The sequence below is a fragment of the Janthinobacterium sp. 61 genome (assembly GCF_002846335.1).
GTDB lineage: Bacteria > Pseudomonadota > Gammaproteobacteria > Burkholderiales > Burkholderiaceae_D > Janthinobacterium.
The window spans coordinates 3,613,630-3,634,169 of the sequence record NZ_PJMQ01000001.1 but is presented as its reverse complement, the minus strand read 5'-3'; the positions used below and the strand labels follow the sequence as shown (position 1 = coordinate 3,634,169).

Here is a 20,540-nt window from a genome sequence, read left to right as displayed (position 1 = left end):
TGTGTTAACGGTGTTGAGGGTCTGACCCCCAAAAAAAATGCCCCGCTCGCTGATTCAGCTGCGGGGCACTCACACGGCGCGGAACGCCCTGTGCGTATCTGATTATTTCAAATGATCGGAGATCAGTTTCGTCATTTCAAACATGGAGACTTGGGCTTTGCCGCCGAAAACAGCTTTCAGCTTGTCGTCCGCATTGATCATGCGGCGGTTGGCCGGATCTTGCAGATCGAGTTTTTTGATGTAATCCCATACCTTTTTGGTCACTTCCGTGCGCGGCAATGGTGCTGCGCCAACAACGGCGGCCAGCTCTTTCGATGGCGTCATTGCTTTCATGAATGCTGCGTTTGGCTTGCGTGGTGTTGCCGGTGCTGCCGCTTTCTTCGCCGCTGCCGGTTTAGCTGCTGCTTTGGCTGCGGGTGCTGCTTTTTTGGCTGCTGCAGGCTTGGCTGCTGCTGCTTTGGCTGGCGCTGCTACTGGGGTTTTTTTGGCTGTTGCCATCTTCGAGCCTCCTTAACAAACACATGGGAAATTGCGCAATTAATCGCACGGCTAATATTGGTGTGGATTTACCTTGTATGCAAGTGTTTTTCACGTTTTTACGAGGAAAAAGCAGGGAAATGGCCATGCTGTCGCCCGGGCGCACCGCTTGGGGACGCAGAACGGCGTTTTTGCCCGTAAATGGCATGCTTGCTGGCTATGCGGGGAGGGGGACTGCGGGGGGAGGGAAGAGTGATGCCGGATGCATGAAAATGCAATCCGGCGCTATGTGGAACGATGTTTTCTAACCTGTCGAGTTTAGATACGGAGCGTCAAAAAGGCCTTCAAAATCACAGCGAGCGGGGATGATTTGTGGCCGGGAAGCGCAACCGTACTTTAGTACGGTGAGCATCGCCGGCCGCAAAGCGCCCCGCGCAGCGGATTTTGAAGCCTTTCCTCATCGCGGATTTTGGAGCCTTACCTCATCCCAGGCATCATGCCCTTCATGGAGCGCATCATCTTCATCATGCCGCCGCCCGACAATTTCTTCATCATCGTCTGCATTTGCTCGAATTGCGTCAGCATGCGGTTTACTTCCTGCACTTGCACGCCGGCGCCGGCAGCGATGCGGCGCTTGCGCGTGGCCTTGATCAGTTCAGGCTTGGCGCGCTCCTGCGGCGTCATCGAATCGATGATGCCGCACATGCGGCGCACCTGTTTATCGGCTTGATCCATGTTCTTGCCGCCAGCCGCCTGCTGGAACTGCGCCGGCAGCTTGTCCATCAGGTTGGCCATGCCGCCCATCTTTTTCATTTGCCCCAGTTGCGCCTTGAAGTCGTTCATGTCGAACTTGCCGCCGACCTTGATCTTTTGCGCCAGGTCGGCCGCCGCCTTGCTGTCGACGCCCTTGCGCGCTTCTTCCACCAGCGCGAGGATGTCGCCCATGCCCAGGATGCGGTTGGCCATGCGGGTCGGGTCGAACGCTTCCAGGCCGTCGAGTTTTTCCGAGACACCGGCAAACTTGATCGGTTTGCCCGTGATGTGGCGCACTGACAGGGCGGCACCACCGCGTGCATCGCCATCGAGCTTGGTCAGCACGATACCGGTCAGCGGCAGCGCATCGTTGAAGGCTTTCGCCGTGTTGATGGCGTCCTGGCCCAACATGGCGTCGACGACAAACAGGGTTTCGATCGGTTTCACTGCGCTGTGGACGGCGGCGATTTCGCGCATCATCTCTTCGTCGATACCCAGGCGGCCGGCCGTATCGATGATCAGCACATCGTGGTAATGCTTTTTCGCCCAGTCCAGCGCGGCCAGGGCGATATCGACCGGCTTGTCGGTGCTGGAAGACGGGAAGAAGTCGGCGCCCACCTGGGCGGTGACCGATTGCAGCTGGGCGATCGCGGCAGGACGATACACGTCGGCCGAGACGGTCAGCACTTTCTTCTTCTTTTCTTCCTTCAGGTATTTCGCCAGCTTGCCGACGGTGGTGGTCTTACCCACACCCTGCAGACCGGCCATCAGGATGATGGCGGGCGGCTGCTGCGCAAAGCTGATCTGCGACGCTTCCGGTCCCAGATCGGCGCCCATCAGGGCGGCCAGCTCGCGCTGCACCACGCCGACCAGGGCCTGGCCTGGCGTGAGCGAGGAAATGACATCCTCGCCCATGGCTTTTTCTTTGACTTTGGCGATGAATTCGCGCACGGCGGGCAGGGCGACGTCGGCTTCGAGCAGCGCCAGGCGCACTTCGCGCAGCATGTCGGCGGTGTTCGCTTCGGTCAGGCGCGCCTCGCCGCGCATGGTCTTGACGACTTTGGCAAGCCGTTGGGTGAGATTATCTAGCATGATGAACCTGCAATGAAAAGCTTGGGAGTGGGCGGCGCAAGCCGGACGATGGGCGCCATTTTACCCCATCGCGCGGCCCTGGCGGTCTTGCGCTGCACTGCCTGGCGGTTCGCCTGCTTTTGAATTAGTTGGTATTTCTGCCAATGCCACGATTGCATGAAAGCCAAAAACACGGTTAAAATGAGAATAATTCTTATTTACATTCGCAGGCGCACTGCGCTTGACCGGAAAGGGATGCCATGTCGGCCGCCGATTTTGCCCAGCAACAAGACCTGCACGCGCTCTACAGCAGCCATCACGGCTGGCTGCAGGGCTGGCTGCGGCATAAGCTGGGCAATGCGGGCGACGCGGCGGACCTGGCGCAAGACACCTTTTTCAGCGTGCTGGCCAACGGCGCGGCGCCGCAGATCCGCGAAGCGCGGCCTTTTCTCGCCACCATCGCGCGGCGCCTGGTGGCGCACCGCTACCGCCGGCAAGTGCTGGAAGACGCCTACCTGGAGGCGCTGGCCTGTTTGCCGCCCGAAGTGGCGCCCGCGCCCGAAGATCGCTTGCTGGCGCTGGAAGCCTTGCAGGAAATCGATGCCGCCCTCGATGGCTTGCCAGCGCCCGTGCGCACGGCGTTTTTGCTGGCGCAGCTCGAAGGCCTCAGCTATGCCGAGATCGCTGCGCGCCTGAACGTGTCTGCCAGCTCGGTCAAGCAATACCTGACGCGTGCCAACCGCCAGGTGTTTTTCTCACTGCCAGCATGAGCGTGGTGACAGAGGCAGCAGGCCCGATGGCCATCGGCGAGGACGTGCAGCAGCAGGCGGCCGAGTGGCTGACCGTGCTGATGTCGGACGAGGCAAGCGAAGCGGAACACGCCGCCTGGCAGCGCTGGCGCGGGGCAGACCCGGAACATGAACGGGCCTGGCAGCATATCGAAGCGGTGTCGCAGCGCTTCAACGGCTTGCACCGCAGTGCGGCCGCGCAGGCGTTGGCAGGCACGCAGCAGAAAGCCGTCAACGGCAAGCGGCGCCAGTTGCTGGCGTGGCTGGGCGTGGTGGCCGGCGGCGGCATGCTGGCCGCGAAAGCGGGTGCCTGGGATGGCGTGCGCGCCTTGCGTGCCGACTATCGCACGGCAACGGGCGAGCAGCGCGAGGTGGTGCTGGGCGATGGCGGTGTGCTCAGCCTGAATACGGAATCGGCCGTCAACGTGCGTTTCGATGCCAGCCGCCGCCTGATCGAGCTGCTGGCCGGCGAGATCCTCATCACCAGCGGTCACGGCACCGGCAGCGGCGCGCCTTTGGTGGTGGCTACGCGCGAAGGCCAGGTGCGTGCGCTGGGGACGCGCTTTGCCGTGCGCCAGCAGGATGACTACAGCAGGGTGGAGGTGTTTGAAAGTGCCGTTGAAGTCCGCCTGCGCAGCGGCGGCGCACCCTTGCTGCTGGCGGCAGGGCGGGGCGTGGCATTTTCCCGCCACGCGCTTGACGCGCCGCACGCCATCGGTGCGTATGCGGCCGCCTGGTCGCGCGGGCAACTGATCGTCGATGACGTGACCCTGGGCGATTTCCTGGCCGACCTGGCCCGCTACCGCCCTGGCGTGATCGACTGCGCGCCGGCAGTGTCCCAGCTGCGCCTGTCGGGGGTATTCCCGCTGGCCGATACCCAGCGCATTTTGAACATGCTGCCCAACTCGCTGCCGGTGCAGGTGCGCAGCCGCACGCGGTATTGGGTCAGCGTCGAACCGGCGCCATAGCACGCTGCGCAAAAATATTTAGCCATCCGGCTGCCCGTTTTTCGTTTTCGCGGCACCTACAGAGTAGGGCGCCTGTTTTTCACCGTCTCATGACGCCACCATCAGGAATTTTCATGTCGTACGCTTTGCATTTTGTCAGTTTGCCATCGTCTCACTCCGCACTGCGCCCGCTGGCGCAAGCGGCGGCCGCCTTGTGCCTGGCCGCCAGCCTGCCGGCGCTGGCGCAGCAGGCCACGCCTGCTGCTCCCGCCACCGAGCAAACCATGCTCGGCGTGTCCGTCACGGCAGGGCGCGATGCGACAACGGAAGGCAGCGGTTCCTATACGACGGGCGTGAGCAATACGGCAACCAAACTGAATCTGTCGCTGCGCGAGACGCCGCAGTCGGTCAGCGTGCTGACGCGCCAGCAGATCGATGACCTGGGCATCACGACCCTGGACGACGCTGTCCAGTCGATCACGGGCCTGGTCACGCAAAAAGGCAACTTTACGGGTGATTCGGGCAGTTTCAGCGCTCGGGGATTTCCCGTGGATAACATCCTGTTCGATGGCTTGCCCACCAGCCTGGGCGCGAATGGCACTTTCAATGGCGATAATGACGACCTGGCCATCTATGACCGCATCGAAGTGGTGCGCGGCGCCACGGGCTTGATGACGGGCAGCGGCACGCCCAGCGCAGCCATCAATATGGTGCGCAAGCGCCCGACGGCCACGCCGCAAGCGTCGTTTTCGGCCAGCATCGGCAGCTGGAGCAACTACCGCCTGGAAGCCGATGCGGCCAATGCGCTCAACGCAGCGAAGACCCTGCGCGGGCGCATCGTCGTGACGCTGCAGGACAAGCAGGATTTTGTCGACGTGCTGCATGGCCGCAATCACCAGCTGTACGGCATCATCGAGGCTGATTTACGCCCCGACACGACATTGACCGTGGGCGCCCACTACCGCAAGACCGATAACGACGGCGTTACCACGGGCGTGGTGACGGCTGCCGATGGCAGCTTTTTGAATTTGCCCCGCTCGACTTATCTGGGTACCGACTTCGATGACTGGCGCCAGACGGACAAGACCCTCTTCGCCGAACTGGAGCACCGCTTCGGCAACGGCTGGAAGGCCAAGCTGGCAGCCACGCGCAAGACGCCCGAGATTGACACGACCTTTTCCGGCATCAACCGCCGCGGCGACACCTTGCGCTTCAATTCGCAAAGCTACCGCGCCGAGTTGGCGAACACCAGCTACGACGCCTATGCCAGCGGCAGTTACAGCCTGTTTGGCCGCCAGCACGAGCTGACCGTCGGCGCCAGCCACCGCCGTTCGTCGAAAAACAGCTATGGCGGCTGGGCGCCGTACAGCTGGGGCGCGGCCGCGCCGGTGATCGACCCATACCACTGGGATGCGGGCAGCGTGGCGCACCCCGTCATCAACTATGCGCAGTGGGGCACGGCCAGCGTTACCGAGCAAAGCGGTGTGTATGCGGGTACGCGCCTGCGCCTGGCCGATCCGTTGTCGCTGGTGCTGGGCGGGCGTGTGAGCTGGTACAAGGACGACGCCGGCTACTCGGTGGCGCGCGAATTCACGCCCTACGCCGGTGTTGTGTATGACCTCGACAAGCAGCATTCCGTTTACGCCAGCTGGACCGAGATCTTCCAGCCGCAGGCAGCCACCGACGTCTATGCGCAACCCTTGAAGCCGATCAGCGGCACCAACTATGAAGCGGGCGTGAAAGGCGAATACTTTGGCGGCGCGCTCAATGCCAGCGCGGCCGTGTTCCAGATCCGCCAGCAAAACCGGGGCGTGGACGACCTGGCTGGCCCGAATCCTTGCCCGGGCAGTACCTGGGGCTATTGCCAGCGCGCGTCGGGCGAAGTGCGTAGCGAAGGCGTGGAGCTGGACGTGGCGGGCGCGCTGACGCCCGACTGGCAGCTGTCGGCCGGTTTTACTTATGTGAAGGCGCAATTTACGCGCGACAGCGATCCGGCCAACATCGGCAAGGATTTCAACAGCCGCTATCCGCGCCAGCAGCTCAAGCTGGCCACCAGCTACCGCCTGTCCGGCGCGGCGCAGGGCTGGCGCATCGGCGCCTCGGTGTACGGGCAGGGCGCGACCGAGTCGAGCGACGGCACCTACCATCTGCGCCAGGGCCGCTACGCGATCCTGGGCCTGAACGCAGCGTGGCAGATCGACAGCCGCGCCGAGTTGCGCCTGAACGTGAACAATGCGCTCGACAAGCATTATTACCAGAGCATCTACTCCGATGTCTTCGGCAATCTGGCGGGGGCGCCGCGCAACCTGATGCTGACCTTGAACTACAAACTGTAAATAATCACTTTTGAATGATCTATCTTGATGAAGGATGCATGGCTTATGGATGTGCAGTTGAATCTGGCCCGCGATGGCGTGAAGCCGCGTATGCCGCAGGGAGCGCCGCGATGATGAAATCGGCCAACATGATGTTGTTCTCGCGCGTGCTTGCCGCCGTCTTTGGCGGCTATGCCCTCACGTCCGGCGTAGCCGTGCTGCTGTCTGCCGTGCTGCCGCTGTCGCGCGCCGAAGCTGTGCTGACGGCCACCTTGAGCGCCTTTGTTGTGTATACCTGCGCCGTGATCTGGGTCTTTGCCGTGCAAGACCTGCGCCGCGCCTGGCTAGGCATGCTGCTGCCGGCCATCGTCTGCGGCGGCATGGGCATGCTGCTGTCGCGAGGTGCCGCATGAACGCCGTCAAGGTAGATAAAGTGCTCAAGACGCCACAGCAGGGCGGCTTGCGCCAGGCCATGGCCTGGCTGCATACCTGGAGCGGCCTGTGGATTTCCTGGCTGCTGTTCGCCATTTTCCTGACCGGCACCCTGGCCGTCTTCGACGACCCGATCGGCCACTGGATGACGCCTGAACACGCCCTGGAAGAGGCGGCGCACGCAAACGATCCGCCGCTGCCCAAGGTCACGGACCGCGCGCACCGCCTGGAACTGGCGCTCGACTTCATGGCGAAGGAGCATCCGAAGGCGGACATGTGGGAAATCTGGCCCGTGCAGCGTCCCGGCCACGGCCTGTCCGCCTACTGGTTCCAGCCCAGCGGTGGCTATGGCTCGGCGGACCTCGATCCGCTGACGGGCGCCGTCATCGAGCATGCGCGCGAGGCAACGGAACGGGAAACCATCGGCGGCCACCATTTCGTCGATTTTCACTACGAGCTGCACGCGGGACGCATCGGCGTATGGATCGTCGCCATCACCACCATGATCATGCTGGTGGCGCTGGTGAGCGGCGTCATCACGCACAAGCGCATCTTCAAGGATTTCTTTACCTTCCGCCCGGCCAAGGGCCAGCGTTCGTGGCTCGACGCGCACAACGCGGTGGCCGTGCTGACGTTGCCGTTCCAGTTCATGATCGCCTACACAGGCCTGGCATTTTTCAGCGATGACTATGTGCCGGCCCCCGTGGTGGCGCAATACGGCATGGACAATCCCAAGAAGGCCTTCCTGGCCGACTGGAACGATGCGGGCAAGCCTGAGCGCATTGGCCAGCCGCTGGCCATTCCCGCGCTGGAATCGTTCGCGCTGCGCGCCGAGCAGGCCATCGGCCAGGAAATCCGCGCCGTGGTGCTGGACAATCCGAACGATGCCTCCATGCGCGTCTGCATGTATGGCTGGAATGAAGATACGGAATTGCTCATGCGCCTCAGTGCCAATACGGGCAGGGCCTGCTATGCGTTGGCCACGGGCGAACAGGTCGCCGTACGCCTGCCGGGCAAGTCGGACACGGGCGGCGCCGGCTTGACGCGCTCCGTCATGTCGAACCTGCATATGGTCGGTTTCGGCGGCACGCCGATGCGCTGGCTGTACTTCTTCTGCGGCCTGGCCGGCACGGCCATGATGGGCACGGGCGCCATCCTGTTCCTGGTCAAGCGGCGCCAGAAGGCCGGCGGCGAGTTCGGCGCCTACACGCAGCGCGTGTACCGCGTCATCGCATGCCTGAACGTAGCGGCGATTGCCGGCCTGTCCATCGCCTGCGTGGGCTTCCTGTGGGCCAACCGCCTGATCCCCGTCGGCCTCGAGCACCGCGCCGGCTGGGAAGTGCGCGCCTTCTTCGGCGTCTGGTTCCTGATGCTGGTGCACGCCTGCCTGCGCGCGGAAAAGCGCGCGTGGATCGAGCAACTGTGCCTGCTGGCCGCCCTGTGCCTGCTGCTGCCCGTCCTGAATGTACTGAGCACGGGCGACAACCTGGTGGCGCAGGTCGTGCGCGGCGACTGGGAAAGCGCGGGCGTGGAACTGGGCAGCATGGCCTTCGGCCTGCTGGCTGGATGGGGCGCGTGGAAAGTCCACACGCGCAAGGAAAAACCGGCCAGGAAGGCTGCGGCCAAGGAAGGCCCGGCACCATCGGCCAGCCTGCAAGTCACTACGGAAGGACAGTCATGATCAATACCATCCTGTGTGCGCTGGGCCTGTCGTATGCGGGCATGGCCAGCCTCTCGCTGGCGATGGACCGCCATCATGGCCAGGTCTGGGGCAGGGACGCGGCGCCGAACGTGCGGCGCGCGCTGCAACTGGCCGGCGCGCTGTTGCTGGCGCTGGCCATCTGGCCTTGCGTGGCCGGCTGGAGCGCCACCGTCGGCGTCGTCGCCTGGCTGGGATTCATCGGCGCGGGAGCGCTGCCGGTGGCCCTGCTGCTACCGTATGCCCCCCGATTGCTGTTGCGTAGTTCCCTGCTGGCAGCCGTCGCCGCGCTGGCAGGTCTTGTAACGTTCCTGCGGTGATGTTCACCGCCATTTTCAAGGATAGACCGATGTACTTTTCACGCCAGGCGACACCGTTTGATTTTTTTAATGTATTGAAGGCGGCTTCCTGATGGCGGCCCGCCTGCCTTCCCGCCGCGCCCGCATCCTGGGCGGTGCGGTCTTGCTGGCGCTGTTGGGCGCCGGTGCACTGTGGGCCACGCGGGGCCCTGCAACCGTGTTCGACACGGCGCCCGTCAAGCGCGGCAATATCGAGGCCAGCGTGACGGCCATCGGCACCCTGCAGCCGCAAACCTATGTCGACGTGGGCGCGCAGGTGTCGGGCCAGATCACGCGCCTGCACGTGCAGCCTGGCAGCGCCGTGGAAAAAGGCCAGTTGCTGGCCGAGATCGACCCCAGCGTGCAGCAAGCCACGGTCGACGCGGGTCGCGCCGCCCTGGCGGGATTGCGCGCGCAGCTGGCCGACCAGCAGGCGCAGCACCGCCTGGCAGGCCAGCAGCACGTGCGCCAGAAGCAGATGGCCAAGTTCGACTCGACGCCTTTGGCCGACCTGGAAACGGCCGAAGCCACCCTGGCCTCGGCCGGTGCCAAGATCGACCACCTGAAGGCGCAGATCGACCAGACCCAGGCCAGCCTGAAGGCGGACGAGGCGCGCCTCGGCTATACGCGCATCTACGCGCCGATGGCCGGCAAGGTCGTGGGCCTGGACGCGAAAGAAGGGCAAACCCTGAACGCCACGTACCAGACGCCGAACATCCTGCGCATTGCTGATTTGTCGGCCATGACGGTATGGACGGAAGTGTCGGAAGCGGACGTGCGTCGCGTGCGCCCGGATATGCCCGTGTACTTCACCACCCTGGGCGGCGACCAGCGGCGCTGGAGCGGCAAGGTGCGGCAAGTGCTGCCGGCCCCGCCGGTGCCCGGTGGTTCCGCCGCTGGCACGGCCCTGGCGCCGTCGACCAGCAAGGTGATCCTGTATACAGTGCTGTTCGACGTGGATAACGCCGATGGCGAACTGATGCCGCAGATGACGGCGCAAGTGGTGTTTGTCACGGCCGCGGCGAAGAATGTGCTGGCCGTGCCCTTGCCGGCGCTGAAACCATCGACCGAGGAAGGCGCCAAGCCGGGGCAGTTCACGGCCCGTGTGATGGATGCGGACGGCAAGGTCAATACGCGCTCCGTCACCGTGGGCGTGCGCAACCGCCTTAGCGCGGAAGTGCTGCAAGGCTTGCGCGAAGGCGAATTGCTGGTCACGGGCGAGCAGCCGGCCAGCAGCGGCGCCAGCAGGTTCCAGTTATGAGTGCCATGAGCGAGGCCGCGTCGCTGGGGCAAGCCGGGCAGCCGGACCAGCCGTCGCCCTTGACGCCTTTGATTTCCTTGCAGGGTATCCGCAAGCGCTACGGCGGCCATGACGGCGCGCCGGCCGTGGAAGTGCTGCGCGGCCTGACCTTGACTATCGGCGCCGGCGAATTCGTCGCCATCGTGGGGGCGTCCGGTTCCGGCAAATCGACTCTGATGCATTTGCTCGGGTGCCTAGACCGTCCCAGCGACGGCACCTACCGCTTCGCCGGCCAGGACGTGGCCGGCCTGAATCCTGATGAACTGGCGTGGTTGCGACGCGAAGCTTTCGGCTTCGTCTTCCAGGGCTACCATTTGATCGCCACCGAGTCGGCGCGCGAAAACGTGGAAGTGCCGGCCCTGTACGCGGGCATGCCGGCCGCCGCCCGCCACGCCCGCTCGGAAGCGCTGCTCAAGCGCCTGGGCCTCGGTGAGCGGCTCGATCACCGGCCGAATCAATTGTCGGGCGGGCAGCAACAGCGCGTGTCGATCGCGCGCGCCCTGATGAATGGCGGGCGCATCATCCTCGCCGATGAACCGACGGGAGCGCTCGACAGCAGCAGCGGCGCCGAAGTCATGGCGCTGCTGGGCGAACTGGCCGACGCGGGCCACACCATCATTCTGATTACGCATGACCGCAAGGTGGCGGCCCAGGCGCGCCGCGTGATCGAGATCAGCGATGGCGAAATCATCGCGGACTCGGGCGCCGTCGCCATCCCCGCCACGTCGACGGCCCTGCCGCCGCTGGACATGTCGCGCGCCGCCCACGATACGGGCGCGTCGCTGGGCACGGAATTGCTCGACGCGGCGCGCGCCGCCTGGCGTGTGCTGTGGATCAACCGCTTCCGCACGGGCTTGACCCTGCTGGGCATCGTCATCGGCGTCGCTTCCGTGATCGTCATGCTGGCCATCGGCCTTGGCACGCGCCAGCAGGTGATGGCGCAGCTGGGCGCCTTCGGCTCGAATCTGCTGTACATGGCGTCGCGCGGCGAAAGCTCGCGCATCCCCGGGCGCAGCATTACCCTGGCCGACCTCGATGCGCTGAAAGATGTGCCGGGTATTTCCCACGTGCTGCCGAATGTCACCGGCAACAAGGTGATACGCCACGGCAACCTCGACGTGCAGACCTATGTGCGCGGCACGGGGCCGGCCCTGCCGCAGATCCAGACCTGGCCGGTGGCCAAGGGCGGCTTCTTTACCGAGGAAGACGAGCGCGAGATGGCCACCGTGGCCGTGCTGGGCGCGCACCTGGCCGAAAAGCTGATGCCCGACGTGCCCAATCCCGTGGGGCAGAGCATCCTGATCGGCAACGTGCCGTTCCAGGTGATCGGCGTGATGAGCGCGAAGGGCGCGCTGACGGGCGAGAAGGATGAAGACGACGTGCTGCTGCTGCCGTTTTCCACGGCCGGCATCCGCGTCTTCGGCCAGCGCGAGCCGACGTACACGGTGATGGCGGTAAGCGACGTCAAGCGCGTGACCGAGGTGGAGGCGGCAGTCGACGCCACCATGTTCGAGCGCCACCGCATCCGCGACTATGGCATCAGCAACGCGGCCGCGTCGATCGCCGCCGAAGCCAGGACGCAGGACAACATGACCATGATGCTCAGCCTGATCGCGGCCGTCTCCCTGGTGGTGGGCGGCATCGGCGTCATGAATGTGATGCTGATGACGGTGCGCGAGCGCACGCGCGAAATCGGCATCCGCATGGCGACGGGCGCGCGCCGGCGCGATATCCTGCGCCAGTTCCTTACCGAAGCCGTGCTGGTGTCGGTGGTGGGCGGCGTGGCCGGTATCGTGGTCGGCGTGACGGTGGCCGGCTTGCTGCTGGTATGGGACGTGCCGGTGATCTTTTCGCTGAGCGCCATCGCCGGCGCGTTTGCCTGCGCCGTGGTGACGGGGCTGATGTTTGGCTTCATGCCGGCACGCAAGGCGTCGGGACTCGATCCGGTGGTGGCGCTGGCCGGACAGTAGGTATGCCAACGAGGCCGGCAGCGTGGCTGCCGGCAAAAAAATGTTGCCCTGGTTCCAACACGCGGTACTATCTCCTCATAATAAGAAGCAGTGTTTCGCGTTTTATGCCCTTGCGGGCACATACCAACCACCACAGGAGAACCCGATGCAGAAAAAATCAACCTTGACGACCGGTATTGCCGCCGCCCTCATGCTGGCGTTCAGCGTGGGGTCGGCCCAGGCGCAGGAAGTCGTGCGCCTGGGTAATTTGAAGTTTGCCCATTACGGCGCCGTGTCGTACATCAAGGAAATCGCGCCCAAGTGTGGCATCAAGGTCGAAGAGCATATCTTCGCCAAGGGCCTCGATGTGATGCAGGCGATTATCGCGGGCGAGCTGGACGTGGGTGCGACGGCGTCCGAAGCTGCCATTTCCGGCCGCGCCGGCGGCGCGCCCATCTATGTGGTGGCCGGCTTTGCCAAGGGCGGTGCGCGCCTGGTGGGGGGCATGGGACAAAAGATCGCCAGCGTCAAGGATTTGAAGGGCAAGCGCGTGGGCGTGACGCGCGGCGGCATTCAGGAAGTGCTGCTGCTGGCCGAGCTGTCGCAAGCGGGCCTGACGTATTCCGAAACCAAGGGCAAGGATGTGCAACTGGTGTTCCTTGCTTACGCCGACCTGAACCAGGCACTGATGGGCAAGAATATCGATGCCATGATGCAGTCGGAACCGCAATCGTCGCAGGCGATCAACAAGGGCTTTGGCACCGAAGTCATCAAACCGTACGACACGCCGATCGGCGAGCCCGTGCGCACCATGGTGATGACGGAAAAGTTCTACAAGGAACGCCGCCCCGTGGCGGAGAAATTCATGCGCTGCTTCGTCGAAGCGACGAAAACCTTTATCGACAATAAGGCGACGGCGGAAAAGTATGTGCGCGAAGTCGTGTTCCGCGGCCAGATCACGAAGGATGACTTCGACGACGCGATCAGCAACTCGCCATATTCGTACGATATCTCGCCCGAGCATATCCAGGTGACCACCGATGTCATGGTGAAAACGGGCGTGGGCCGCATGACGAAGCCGCCCGTGGCCAAGGACTGGGTCAAGACGGACTTGCTGGAGCAGGCGAAAAAGAGCTTGAATGTGAAGTAAATCAGTAAAACCATCAAAAAACCTCCGCGCCAGCGATGGTCCGGAGGTTTTTTTGTGCAGCGCCCTTAGCGGGCGTTAAAGCCCATCCAGCCTTTTTCCGTCTGCCGGAAGCTCAGCGTATAGATGCGCGTCAGTTCATCGCCTTTCTTGAGCTGGCGGTTGATGATCGCGCCGTAATTGTCTTGCACGATCTGGTCCGACCATTGCAGCAGGTTGTCGAAGCGCTCGGCCGTCATCGCCGCCTGGCGGGCCAGCAGCGGCGCGGGAATCGCTTTCTTTTCCTGCTGCTGCGCCCAGAAGTCGCGGAAAACCTTGTTTTCGCCGCTCATGCCGCGCGCCATCAGGCCCAGACCCATGGTCATGCCCACGGAACCATCGGTCTTCGCCTGCGTCTCGAGCTTGTCGACCACGTCGGCCAGCAGTTCCAGGTAGCCCACCTTGGCGCGCAGGATGGCCGAGCCCTTGATTTCGTACTGTTCGTTCTCTTTCCAGCCATTGAGCTTTTCCAGTTTCGCGATCTCGAAGTAGTCCTTGTACAGGTCATAGCTTTGAATCGAGGTACGGAAATATTCCTCGTACGTGGATTGGGACGGCGCATCTTTCATGCAACCGCTTAATACAGTGCAGGCGGCCAGCAGGAGGCAGGTCCAGGAAAATTTTCGAAAAGACATGGCGAGGGAGGGAGGGCGTAAGGGTGGATGAATATTGCTTTATGGACATAATTATAGGACTGGCCCAACAGGATGGCAATGTGGCCGCCGCGCTACGGCAGTGCGCAGCAGGAAAGATTGTCGAAATCTTGAGGGTGCGCTACCCCGTTGCGCCTCAGGCGCGATATCATGGCAGGCTTGCAGCATTGGCTGGCGGCGGAATGCCTGTCACCCGGGCTGTCGCTTGAATCGCGCTTGTCGGCTATGGTGTAAACTTAAACTATGCAGATCTATTTCTTTTTCATCGCCGCCCTGTTGTACGCGGCGTGCGCGGTGCTTCCCTCATCCCGTGCCCGACTCATTGCCGGCCTGACCGGCGTCGCCTGGCTGGCGCATGCCGCCACCCTGTGGTTCGACCTGATGGCGCCTGGCACCTTGCGTTTCGGTTTCTCCGCCATGCTGTCGGCCGCGCTGTGGGTATCGGTGGGCGCCTACTGGATAGAGAACCGCAATTTCAGCCTGGATGGACTGCGCCGCATGGTCATGCCCAGCGCCGTCATCGCCATCGGCCTGGCCTGGGCCTTTCCTGGCAGCCAGGTCAGCATGGAGGGCAAGTCTGCCGTCTTCGGCTGGCATATTGCCGTGGCCGTGCTGGCCTACAGCACCTTGACGATTGCCGCCTTTCACGCCGTGCTCATGGCGCTGCAGGAATCGCGCTTGCATACGCGCAGCGAAAGCCGCGGCTTCATCGGCAGCGCGCTGGACCAGCTGCCAGCCCTGCTGACCATGGAAAAGCTGCTGTTCCGCATGATCGGCCTGGGCTTCATCCTGCTGAGCCTGACCGTGCTGTCGGGCATCGTGTTTTCCGAGCAATTATTTGGCAAGGCGCTCAACTGGGATCATAAATCCGTGTTTACCATGCTGTCGTGGCTGTTGTTTGCCGCCCTGCTGGCAGGCCGCCGCTTTCGCGGCTGGCGCGGCAAGACGGCCCTGAGTTTTACACTGGCCGGTTTCGCCACCTTGCTGCTGGCCTATGTCGGCAGCCGTTTTGTACTGGAAGTGGTTTTACACCGAGGATTCGCATGACACGTGTTTTATTCTGGCTGGCGCTGGTGTTCCTGGTGCTGTTTGCCATCCGCAGCAAGATCCGGGGCATGCAGCAACGGGCCCGCGCGCAGCAACAGCAACAGCAGCCGAATCCATTTGCGCCGCCGGGCCGGCCACAGGAATTGCCGGATGCGGAGCTGATGCTGTGTTGCGCCCATTGCGGTGTGTACTACCCGGCCTCCGAAAACGTGCAGGCCAAGGGCCACGATTACTGCAGCCACGCGCACGCCACGCTGTAAGGACAGGCTAGCGCCGCGTTGCTCATCCGTATCGTAACGTCCCCCGGCATCCGTCCGGCGTAGCATCTGCAGCGAAGCGGTTCGCCACCGTCCCTGCAGAGAGGCGCGTTCTCCTATGTCCAGTCTCAGCCCGCATTCCTTGACCGCCACCGGCAAGCTGGGGGCTGGCCGCATGCCGCCCGCGCCGCAATTGAGCGGCAACTCCCTGCCCATGCAGGCGCTGCGCGCGCAGATTGGCCGCATCGCTCGCAGTGGCGCGCCGGTGGCCATCCGGGGCGAATCGGGCACGGGCAAGGAACTGGCGGCGCGCGCCATCCATGCGCAGGGTGCGCGCGCCAGCTTCCCTTTTATTGCCGTCAACTGCGGCGCGATTCCCGAAGCGTTGATGGAGGCTGAATTCTTCGGCTGCCGCCAGGGCGCCTATACGGGCGCGCTGCACGAGCGTGAAGGATTGTTCCAGGCGGCCCATGGCGGCAGTTTGCTGCTCGATGAAGTCGACGATCTGCCGCTGGCCATGCAGGTAAAGCTGTTGCGCGTCCTGCAGGAGCGCCGCGTGCGCAAGCTGGGCGGTAGTACGGACGAGGCCATCGACGTACGCATTTTGTGCGCCAGCCAGCATGGCTTGGCGCGCGGCGTGGATGCCGGCACGTTTCGCCAGGATCTGTTTTACCGCCTCAATGTCATCGAACTGGCGCTGCCGCCGCTGCGTGAGCGGTGCGGCGATCTGCAGGTATTATGTGAGGTAATCCTGGCGCGTCTGGCACCGGGCCAGGCCGTGAGCCTGGCGCCGCCGGTGCTGGCGGCCCTGGCCGCGTATGCGTTTCCCGGCAATGTGCGCGAACTGGAAAACGTGCTGGAACGGGCACTGGCTTTTGCCGATGGCGGCGTGATCGCGCTCGACGGGCTGGGCTTGCCGTCGGCGGCGGGCGTCACCGGGCAGCGGGCGGCGCAGTCATCGGCAGTGCCGGAGCGGCAACTGTGCCTGCCCGGCATGGCGCTGTCCGGCCTTGCCCCGGCCTTGCCGCTGGACATGTATTTGCGCCAGGCCGAGCGTGACATGATCATGCAGGCGCTGGTGCAGGCGCGCTATCACCGCGCACGGGCGGCGCGCCAGCTGGGACTCAGCGTGCGCCAGTTACGCTACCGCATGCAGAAATTGACGATACAGGAACCGCTACCTTGATGACAGTATGGACGATAGATGAAGACGGCTGGTGCGACGGCGCGCGGCGCTATGACTCGCCGTACCAGGATGCGCGCCCGGACGGTGCGCAAGTCGACTTGCTGGTGATCCATAACATCAGCTTGCCGGGAGGCCACTTTGGCGGACCGCATGTGTCGGACTTGTTTACCGGCCGGGTAGACTATAATGCCGATCCTTCTTTCGCCGACCTGCGTGGCTTGCAGGTGTCGGCGCACTTTTTTGTGCGGCGCGATGGTGCGCTGTTGCAATATGTTTCTACTGATCAACGTGCCTGGCATGCCGGCGTGTCCATGTTCGAAGGACGCCCGCACTGCAATGGCTATTCCATCGGTATCGAAATGGAAGGCGCGGACGATGTGCCCTTCCAGCAGCGGCAATACCATGTCCTGGCGGCGCTGACGGCGGCACTGGTGGCGCGCTACGGGCTGTCCCAGGTGCGCGGCCACGAGCATGTTGCGCCGGGGAGGAAGACGGATCCGGGGCCGTTTTTTGACTGGCATTTTTATCAAGAATGCTGGCTGGAAACTGTGCGCGGGCAAGCTGCGTTAGCGCTTACTACGCGGGCATTGGGCTTTCCATCCATGCCCTGAAAAGTCAACCGAAATCGTATATGAAAATACAAAAAATTACGCTGGAGGATGCCGGAAAACTATTGCATCGCCTTTCGATGGGCACTACAATTAGTGCACAACTTGGATTTAAAGACTATATGTAGTGCCATCACAGACGTTTTCAGAATTATTACCAAAGCTACCCTGTTTGTTGATATAGCAACGGGAACTGGCGTTTCATCACCCTTGATCGTGTTTCGCGCCAGCCCGGCTGTACAGGTTGGCCGTATGATTTCTGGCTGTATATTATTTACTATTTAGCAACAAATACCTGGAGAAACCCTGACCATCGGGCGTTCTATTCAACAACACACGCGGCAGCAAAACTGCAGGCTGACTTTAGCTGACAACGGGAGCTTCAATGCAATCACCACAAGATATTTCAATCCATTCAACGCCAGTATCGCCAGCGCCAGGCGCGGCCAATAGCGTGGCGAGCACGGGCGCGGCATTGGGCGACTATCGCATCATCCGCCGCAACGGCGCGGTGGTGGCATTTGAGCCTTCGAAGATCGCCATCGCCATGACCAAGGCATTTTTGGCCGTTAACGGCGGCCAGGGCGCCGCTTCGGCACGCATCCGCGAACTGGTGGAACAACTGACCGACGGCGTCGTCGCCGCGCTGGTGCGCCGCCATCCGGGTGGCGGCACCTTCCATATCGAAGACGTGCAAGACCAGGTGGAACTGTCGCTGATGCGTTCGGGCGAGCACGACGTGGCGCGTGCCTACGTGCTGTACCGTGCCAAGCACATGGAAGAGCGCCGTTTGCAGAAGGAGGCGCAAGGCGCCTCCGCGCAAGTCGCAGCGCCCCAGCTGAACGTGCTTGATAACGGCGTGCGCCGCTTGCTGGACATGCAGGAAGTGCGCGACCTGATCAACGCCGCTTGCGCCGGCCTGGAAAAACACGTCGATGCCGACGCCATCCTGGCTGAAACGGTGAAGAACCTGTACGACGGCGTGCCCGTCGAAGAGCTGCACAAGTCTGCCATCCTGGCGGCGCGCGCGCTGATGGAAAAAGATCCGGCCTACAGCCAGGTCACGGCCCGCATCCTGCTGCACACGGTGCGCAAGGAAGTGTTCGGCAAGGAAGTGCCGCAAGCGGCCGCTGCTGCCGAGTACCTGACGTATTTCCCGCAATATATCGCCAAGGGCATCGCCAATGACCTGCTGAACCCGGTACTTGCCAGTTTCGACCTGGAACGCCTGGCCAAGGCCATCGTTGCCGATCGCGACTTGCAATTCGGCTACATCGGCCTGCAAACCCTGTATGACCGCTACTTCCTGCACATCCAGGACGTGCGCATCGAAATGCCGCAAGCGTTCTACATGCGCGTGGCCATGGGCCTGTCGCTGAACGAAGCGGACCGCGAAGCACGCGCCATCGAGTTCTACAGCCTGCTGTCCTCGTTCGACTTCATGAGCTCGACCCCGACCCTGTTCAACTCGGGCACCCTGCGCTCGCAGCTGTCGTCGTGCTACCTGAGCACCGTCTCGGACGACCTGGAAGGCATCTACGACGCCATCAAGGACAACGCGCTGCTGGCCAAGTACGCTGGCGGCCTGGGTAACGACTGGACGCCAGTGCGCGCCCTGGGCGCCCATATCAAGGGCACCAACGGCAAGTCGCAAGGCGTGGTGCCATTCCTGAAAGTGGTCAACGACACGGCCGTGGCAGTCAACCAGGGCGGCAAGCGCAAGGGCGCCGTCTGCGCTTACCTGGAAACCTGGCACATGGACATCGAGGAATTCCTCGACCTGCGCAAGAACACGGGCGACGACCGCCGCCGCACGCATGACATGAACACGGCGAACTGGATTCCCGACATGTTCATGAAGCGCGTCATGGAAAAAGGCGAGTGGACCCTGTTCTCGCCATCCGAAACGCCAGACTTGCACGACCTGGTCGGCAAAGCCTTTGAAAAGGCTTATCTGGGCTACGAAGCCAAGGCCGCCGCCGGCGAAATCCGCTCGTTCAAGAAGGTCCAGGCGCTGGACCTGTGGCGCAAGATGCTGTCGATGCTGTTTGAAACGGGCCACCCATGGATCACGTTCAAGGATCCTTGCAACATCCGCAGCCCGCAGTCGCATGTCGGCGTCGTCCACAGCTCGAACCTGTGCACCGAAATCACGCTGAACACGGGCCCTGACGAAATCGCCGTCTGCAACCTCGGTTCAGTGAACATGCCGGCGCACATGAAGGAAGGCAAGCTCGATCACGTCAAGCTGGCCAAGACCATCCGCACCGCCATGCGCATGCTCGACAACGTCATCGACATCAATTACTACGCCGTCGAAAAGGCGCGCAATTCGAACATGCGCCATCGTCCGGTCGGCATGGGCGTGATGGGCTTCCAGGATTGCCTGCACATGATGCGCATCCCGTTCGCCTCGGACGCTGCGGTATCGTTTGCCGACACCTCGATGGAAGCGGTCTGCTACTACGCCTACCTGGCGTCGACGGAACTGGCCGAAGAGCGCGGCCGCTATGAATCCTACGCCGGTTCGCTGTGGGACCGTGGCATCCTGCCGCAAGACTCGGTGAAACTGCTGGCCGAAGAACGCGGCGGCTACCTGGAAGTCGATTCCTCGTCGGCCATGGACTGGACCCCGGTGCGCGAACGCATCGCCAAGTTCGGCATGCGCAACTCGAACTGCGTGGCAATCGCCCCGACGGCGACGATTTCGAACATCATCGGCGTGTCGGCCTGTATCGAGCCGACGTTCCAGAACCTGTATGTGAAATCGAACCTGTCGGGCGAATTCACCGAGATCAACGGCTACCTGGTGCGCGACCTGAAGGCGCGCGACCTGTGGGATGAAGTCATGATCTCCGACTTGAAGTACTTCGACGGTTCGCTGGTGAAGATCGACCGCATCCCGCAAGACCTGCGTGACATCTACGCCACCGCCTTTGAAGTGTCGCCAAGCTGGCTGGTGGAAGCGGCTTCGCGTCGCCAGAAGTGGATCGACCAGGCTCAGTCGCTGAACATCTACATGGCTGGCGCATCGGGCAAGAAACTGGACGAGACCTACAAGCTGGCATGGCTGCGTGGCCTGAAAACCACCTACTACCTGCGTACCATCGCCGCTACCCACATGGAGAAATCGACCTCCAAGACGGGTGCCCTGAACGCCGTGGCCGTCGATGGCGGCATGTCGGCCAGCGCGCAGAGCGCCCAGGCAGCGGTCGTGGCGGCAGCCGCTGCCGCCGTGGTGGCACCCGTGGTGGCTGCGGCAGCGGACGACGCCGATGGCGAAGCCTGCTACCTGCGTCCGGGTGATGACGGTTTCGAAGAATGCGAAGCTTGCCAGTAAAAACCTGCTGCGCAGCCCCCTCTCGGGTTCTGTGTTGCTCACCGTACTAAAGTACGGCTCCGCTACTCGACCCGATATCGGGCTTGCTCGCGACGGTTTTTAAAAAGTTTAAAGTTGTCAGCCCGGCACGGTCGGGCTGATTCAATGTTGTTAATGTCCGCATTGTCCGATACAACGGACCTGTTGCGGATCGC

Annotated in this window: 17 protein-coding genes; 14 read left to right on the top strand and 3 right to left on the bottom strand. The window is 62.9% G+C overall.

Going from position 1 to position 20,540, the window contains the following annotated elements; all coding sequences use genetic code 11:
* Positions 1 to 102: 102 nt before the first annotated feature.
* Both CLU92_RS16600 and ffh read right to left on the bottom strand, forming a co-directional pair.
* Entirely contained in the window at positions 103 to 498 is a 396-nt protein-coding gene (locus CLU92_RS16600) for an SWIB/MDM2 domain-containing protein (RefSeq protein ID WP_071653383.1), read from the bottom strand.
* 456 nt (positions 499 to 954) lie between these two features.
* A complete protein-coding gene (gene ffh / locus CLU92_RS16595) occupies positions 955 to 2,322 on the bottom strand; it encodes a signal recognition particle protein (RefSeq protein ID WP_010401368.1) in 1,368 nt (455 codons plus the stop codon).
* Positions 2,323 to 2,561: 239 nt separating this feature from the next.
* Here ffh and CLU92_RS16590 point away from each other — a divergent pair, with 239 nt between their 5' ends.
* The 9 genes from CLU92_RS16590 to CLU92_RS16550 all read left to right on the top strand — a co-directional run bounded on the left by CLU92_RS16590 (position 2,562) and on the right by CLU92_RS16550 (position 13,219).
* Complete coding sequence (locus tag CLU92_RS16590; RefSeq protein WP_101482792.1) at positions 2,562 to 3,071, top strand: sigma-70 family RNA polymerase sigma factor; 510 nt, start codon at positions 2,562 to 2,564, stop codon at positions 3,069 to 3,071.
* On the top strand, positions 3,068 to 4,057 hold the full coding sequence (locus CLU92_RS16585) for a FecR domain-containing protein (protein ID WP_373918181.1): 990 nt from the start codon (positions 3,068 to 3,070) through the stop codon (positions 4,055 to 4,057). The genes CLU92_RS16590 and CLU92_RS16585 overlap by 4 nt, the downstream gene beginning before the upstream one ends.
* A 113-nt stretch (positions 4,058 to 4,170) precedes the next feature.
* Positions 4,171 to 6,372, top strand: a complete 2,202-nt coding sequence (locus CLU92_RS16580; RefSeq protein WP_218973464.1) for a TonB-dependent siderophore receptor — start codon at positions 4,171 to 4,173, stop codon at positions 6,370 to 6,372.
* A gap of 110 nt (positions 6,373 to 6,482) precedes the next feature.
* Positions 6,483 to 6,764, top strand: coding sequence for a hypothetical protein (locus tag CLU92_RS16575; protein WP_101482789.1), 282 nt, complete (start codon positions 6,483 to 6,485; stop codon positions 6,762 to 6,764).
* Positions 6,761 to 8,464 carry a PepSY domain-containing protein gene (locus CLU92_RS16570; protein ID WP_101482788.1) on the top strand — a complete coding sequence of 568 codons (1,704 nt, stop codon included), beginning with the start codon at positions 6,761 to 6,763 and terminating at the stop codon, positions 8,462 to 8,464. The genes CLU92_RS16575 and CLU92_RS16570 overlap by 4 nt, the downstream gene beginning before the upstream one ends.
* Positions 8,461 to 8,802 (top strand): DUF3325 domain-containing protein, encoded by a 342-nt coding sequence (locus CLU92_RS16565; protein WP_101482787.1) that lies wholly within the window; start codon positions 8,461 to 8,463, stop codon positions 8,800 to 8,802. The genes CLU92_RS16570 and CLU92_RS16565 overlap by 4 nt, the downstream gene beginning before the upstream one ends.
* Before the next feature lie 91 nt (positions 8,803 to 8,893).
* Entirely contained in the window at positions 8,894 to 10,081 is a 1,188-nt protein-coding gene (locus CLU92_RS16560) for an efflux RND transporter periplasmic adaptor subunit (RefSeq protein ID WP_101482786.1), read from the top strand.
* Positions 10,082 to 10,086: 5 nt separating this feature from the next.
* Positions 10,087 to 12,090 carry a MacB family efflux pump subunit gene (locus CLU92_RS16555; protein WP_101482785.1) on the top strand — a complete coding sequence of 668 codons (2,004 nt, stop codon included), beginning with the start codon at positions 10,087 to 10,089 and terminating at the stop codon, positions 12,088 to 12,090.
* Between the two features lie 145 nt (positions 12,091 to 12,235).
* Positions 12,236 to 13,219 carry an ABC transporter substrate-binding protein gene (locus CLU92_RS16550; RefSeq protein WP_373918177.1) on the top strand — a complete coding sequence of 328 codons (984 nt, stop codon included), beginning with the start codon at positions 12,236 to 12,238 and terminating at the stop codon, positions 13,217 to 13,219.
* A 65-nt stretch (positions 13,220 to 13,284) separates the two neighbouring features.
* Here the strand turns inward: CLU92_RS16550 and CLU92_RS16545 are convergent, their stop codons facing one another.
* Positions 13,285 to 13,824, bottom strand: coding sequence for a hypothetical protein (locus tag CLU92_RS16545; RefSeq protein ID WP_101482784.1), 540 nt, complete (start codon positions 13,822 to 13,824; stop codon positions 13,285 to 13,287).
* Positions 13,825 to 14,151: 327 nt separating this feature from the next.
* Here CLU92_RS16545 and CLU92_RS16540 point away from each other — a divergent pair, with 327 nt between their 5' ends.
* From CLU92_RS16540 to CLU92_RS16520, 5 genes are all read left to right on the top strand, one after another.
* A complete protein-coding gene (locus CLU92_RS16540) occupies positions 14,152 to 14,955 on the top strand; it encodes an inner membrane protein YpjD (RefSeq protein ID WP_070218587.1) in 804 nt (267 codons plus the stop codon).
* Positions 14,952 to 15,215: a PP0621 family protein gene (locus CLU92_RS16535; protein ID WP_099762142.1), complete on the top strand. Its 264-nt coding sequence runs from the start codon at positions 14,952 to 14,954 to the stop codon at positions 15,213 to 15,215. The genes CLU92_RS16540 and CLU92_RS16535 overlap by 4 nt, the downstream gene beginning before the upstream one ends.
* A gap of 115 nt (positions 15,216 to 15,330) precedes the next feature.
* The gene (locus tag CLU92_RS16530) at positions 15,331 to 16,398 is read left to right on the top strand and encodes a sigma 54-interacting transcriptional regulator (protein ID WP_257561103.1); all 1,068 of its coding nucleotides are present in this window, start codon (positions 15,331 to 15,333) and stop codon (positions 16,396 to 16,398) included.
* Positions 16,398 to 17,009 carry a 1,6-anhydro-N-acetylmuramyl-L-alanine amidase AmpD gene (gene ampD, locus CLU92_RS16525; RefSeq protein ID WP_101482783.1) on the top strand — a complete coding sequence of 204 codons (612 nt, stop codon included), beginning with the start codon at positions 16,398 to 16,400 and terminating at the stop codon, positions 17,007 to 17,009. The genes CLU92_RS16530 and ampD overlap by 1 nt, the downstream gene beginning before the upstream one ends.
* 382 nt (positions 17,010 to 17,391) lie before the next feature.
* A complete protein-coding gene (locus CLU92_RS16520) occupies positions 17,392 to 20,346 on the top strand; it encodes a ribonucleoside-diphosphate reductase subunit alpha (RefSeq protein WP_101482782.1) in 2,955 nt (984 codons plus the stop codon).
* The last annotated feature ends 194 nt before the right edge of the window (positions 20,347 to 20,540 follow it).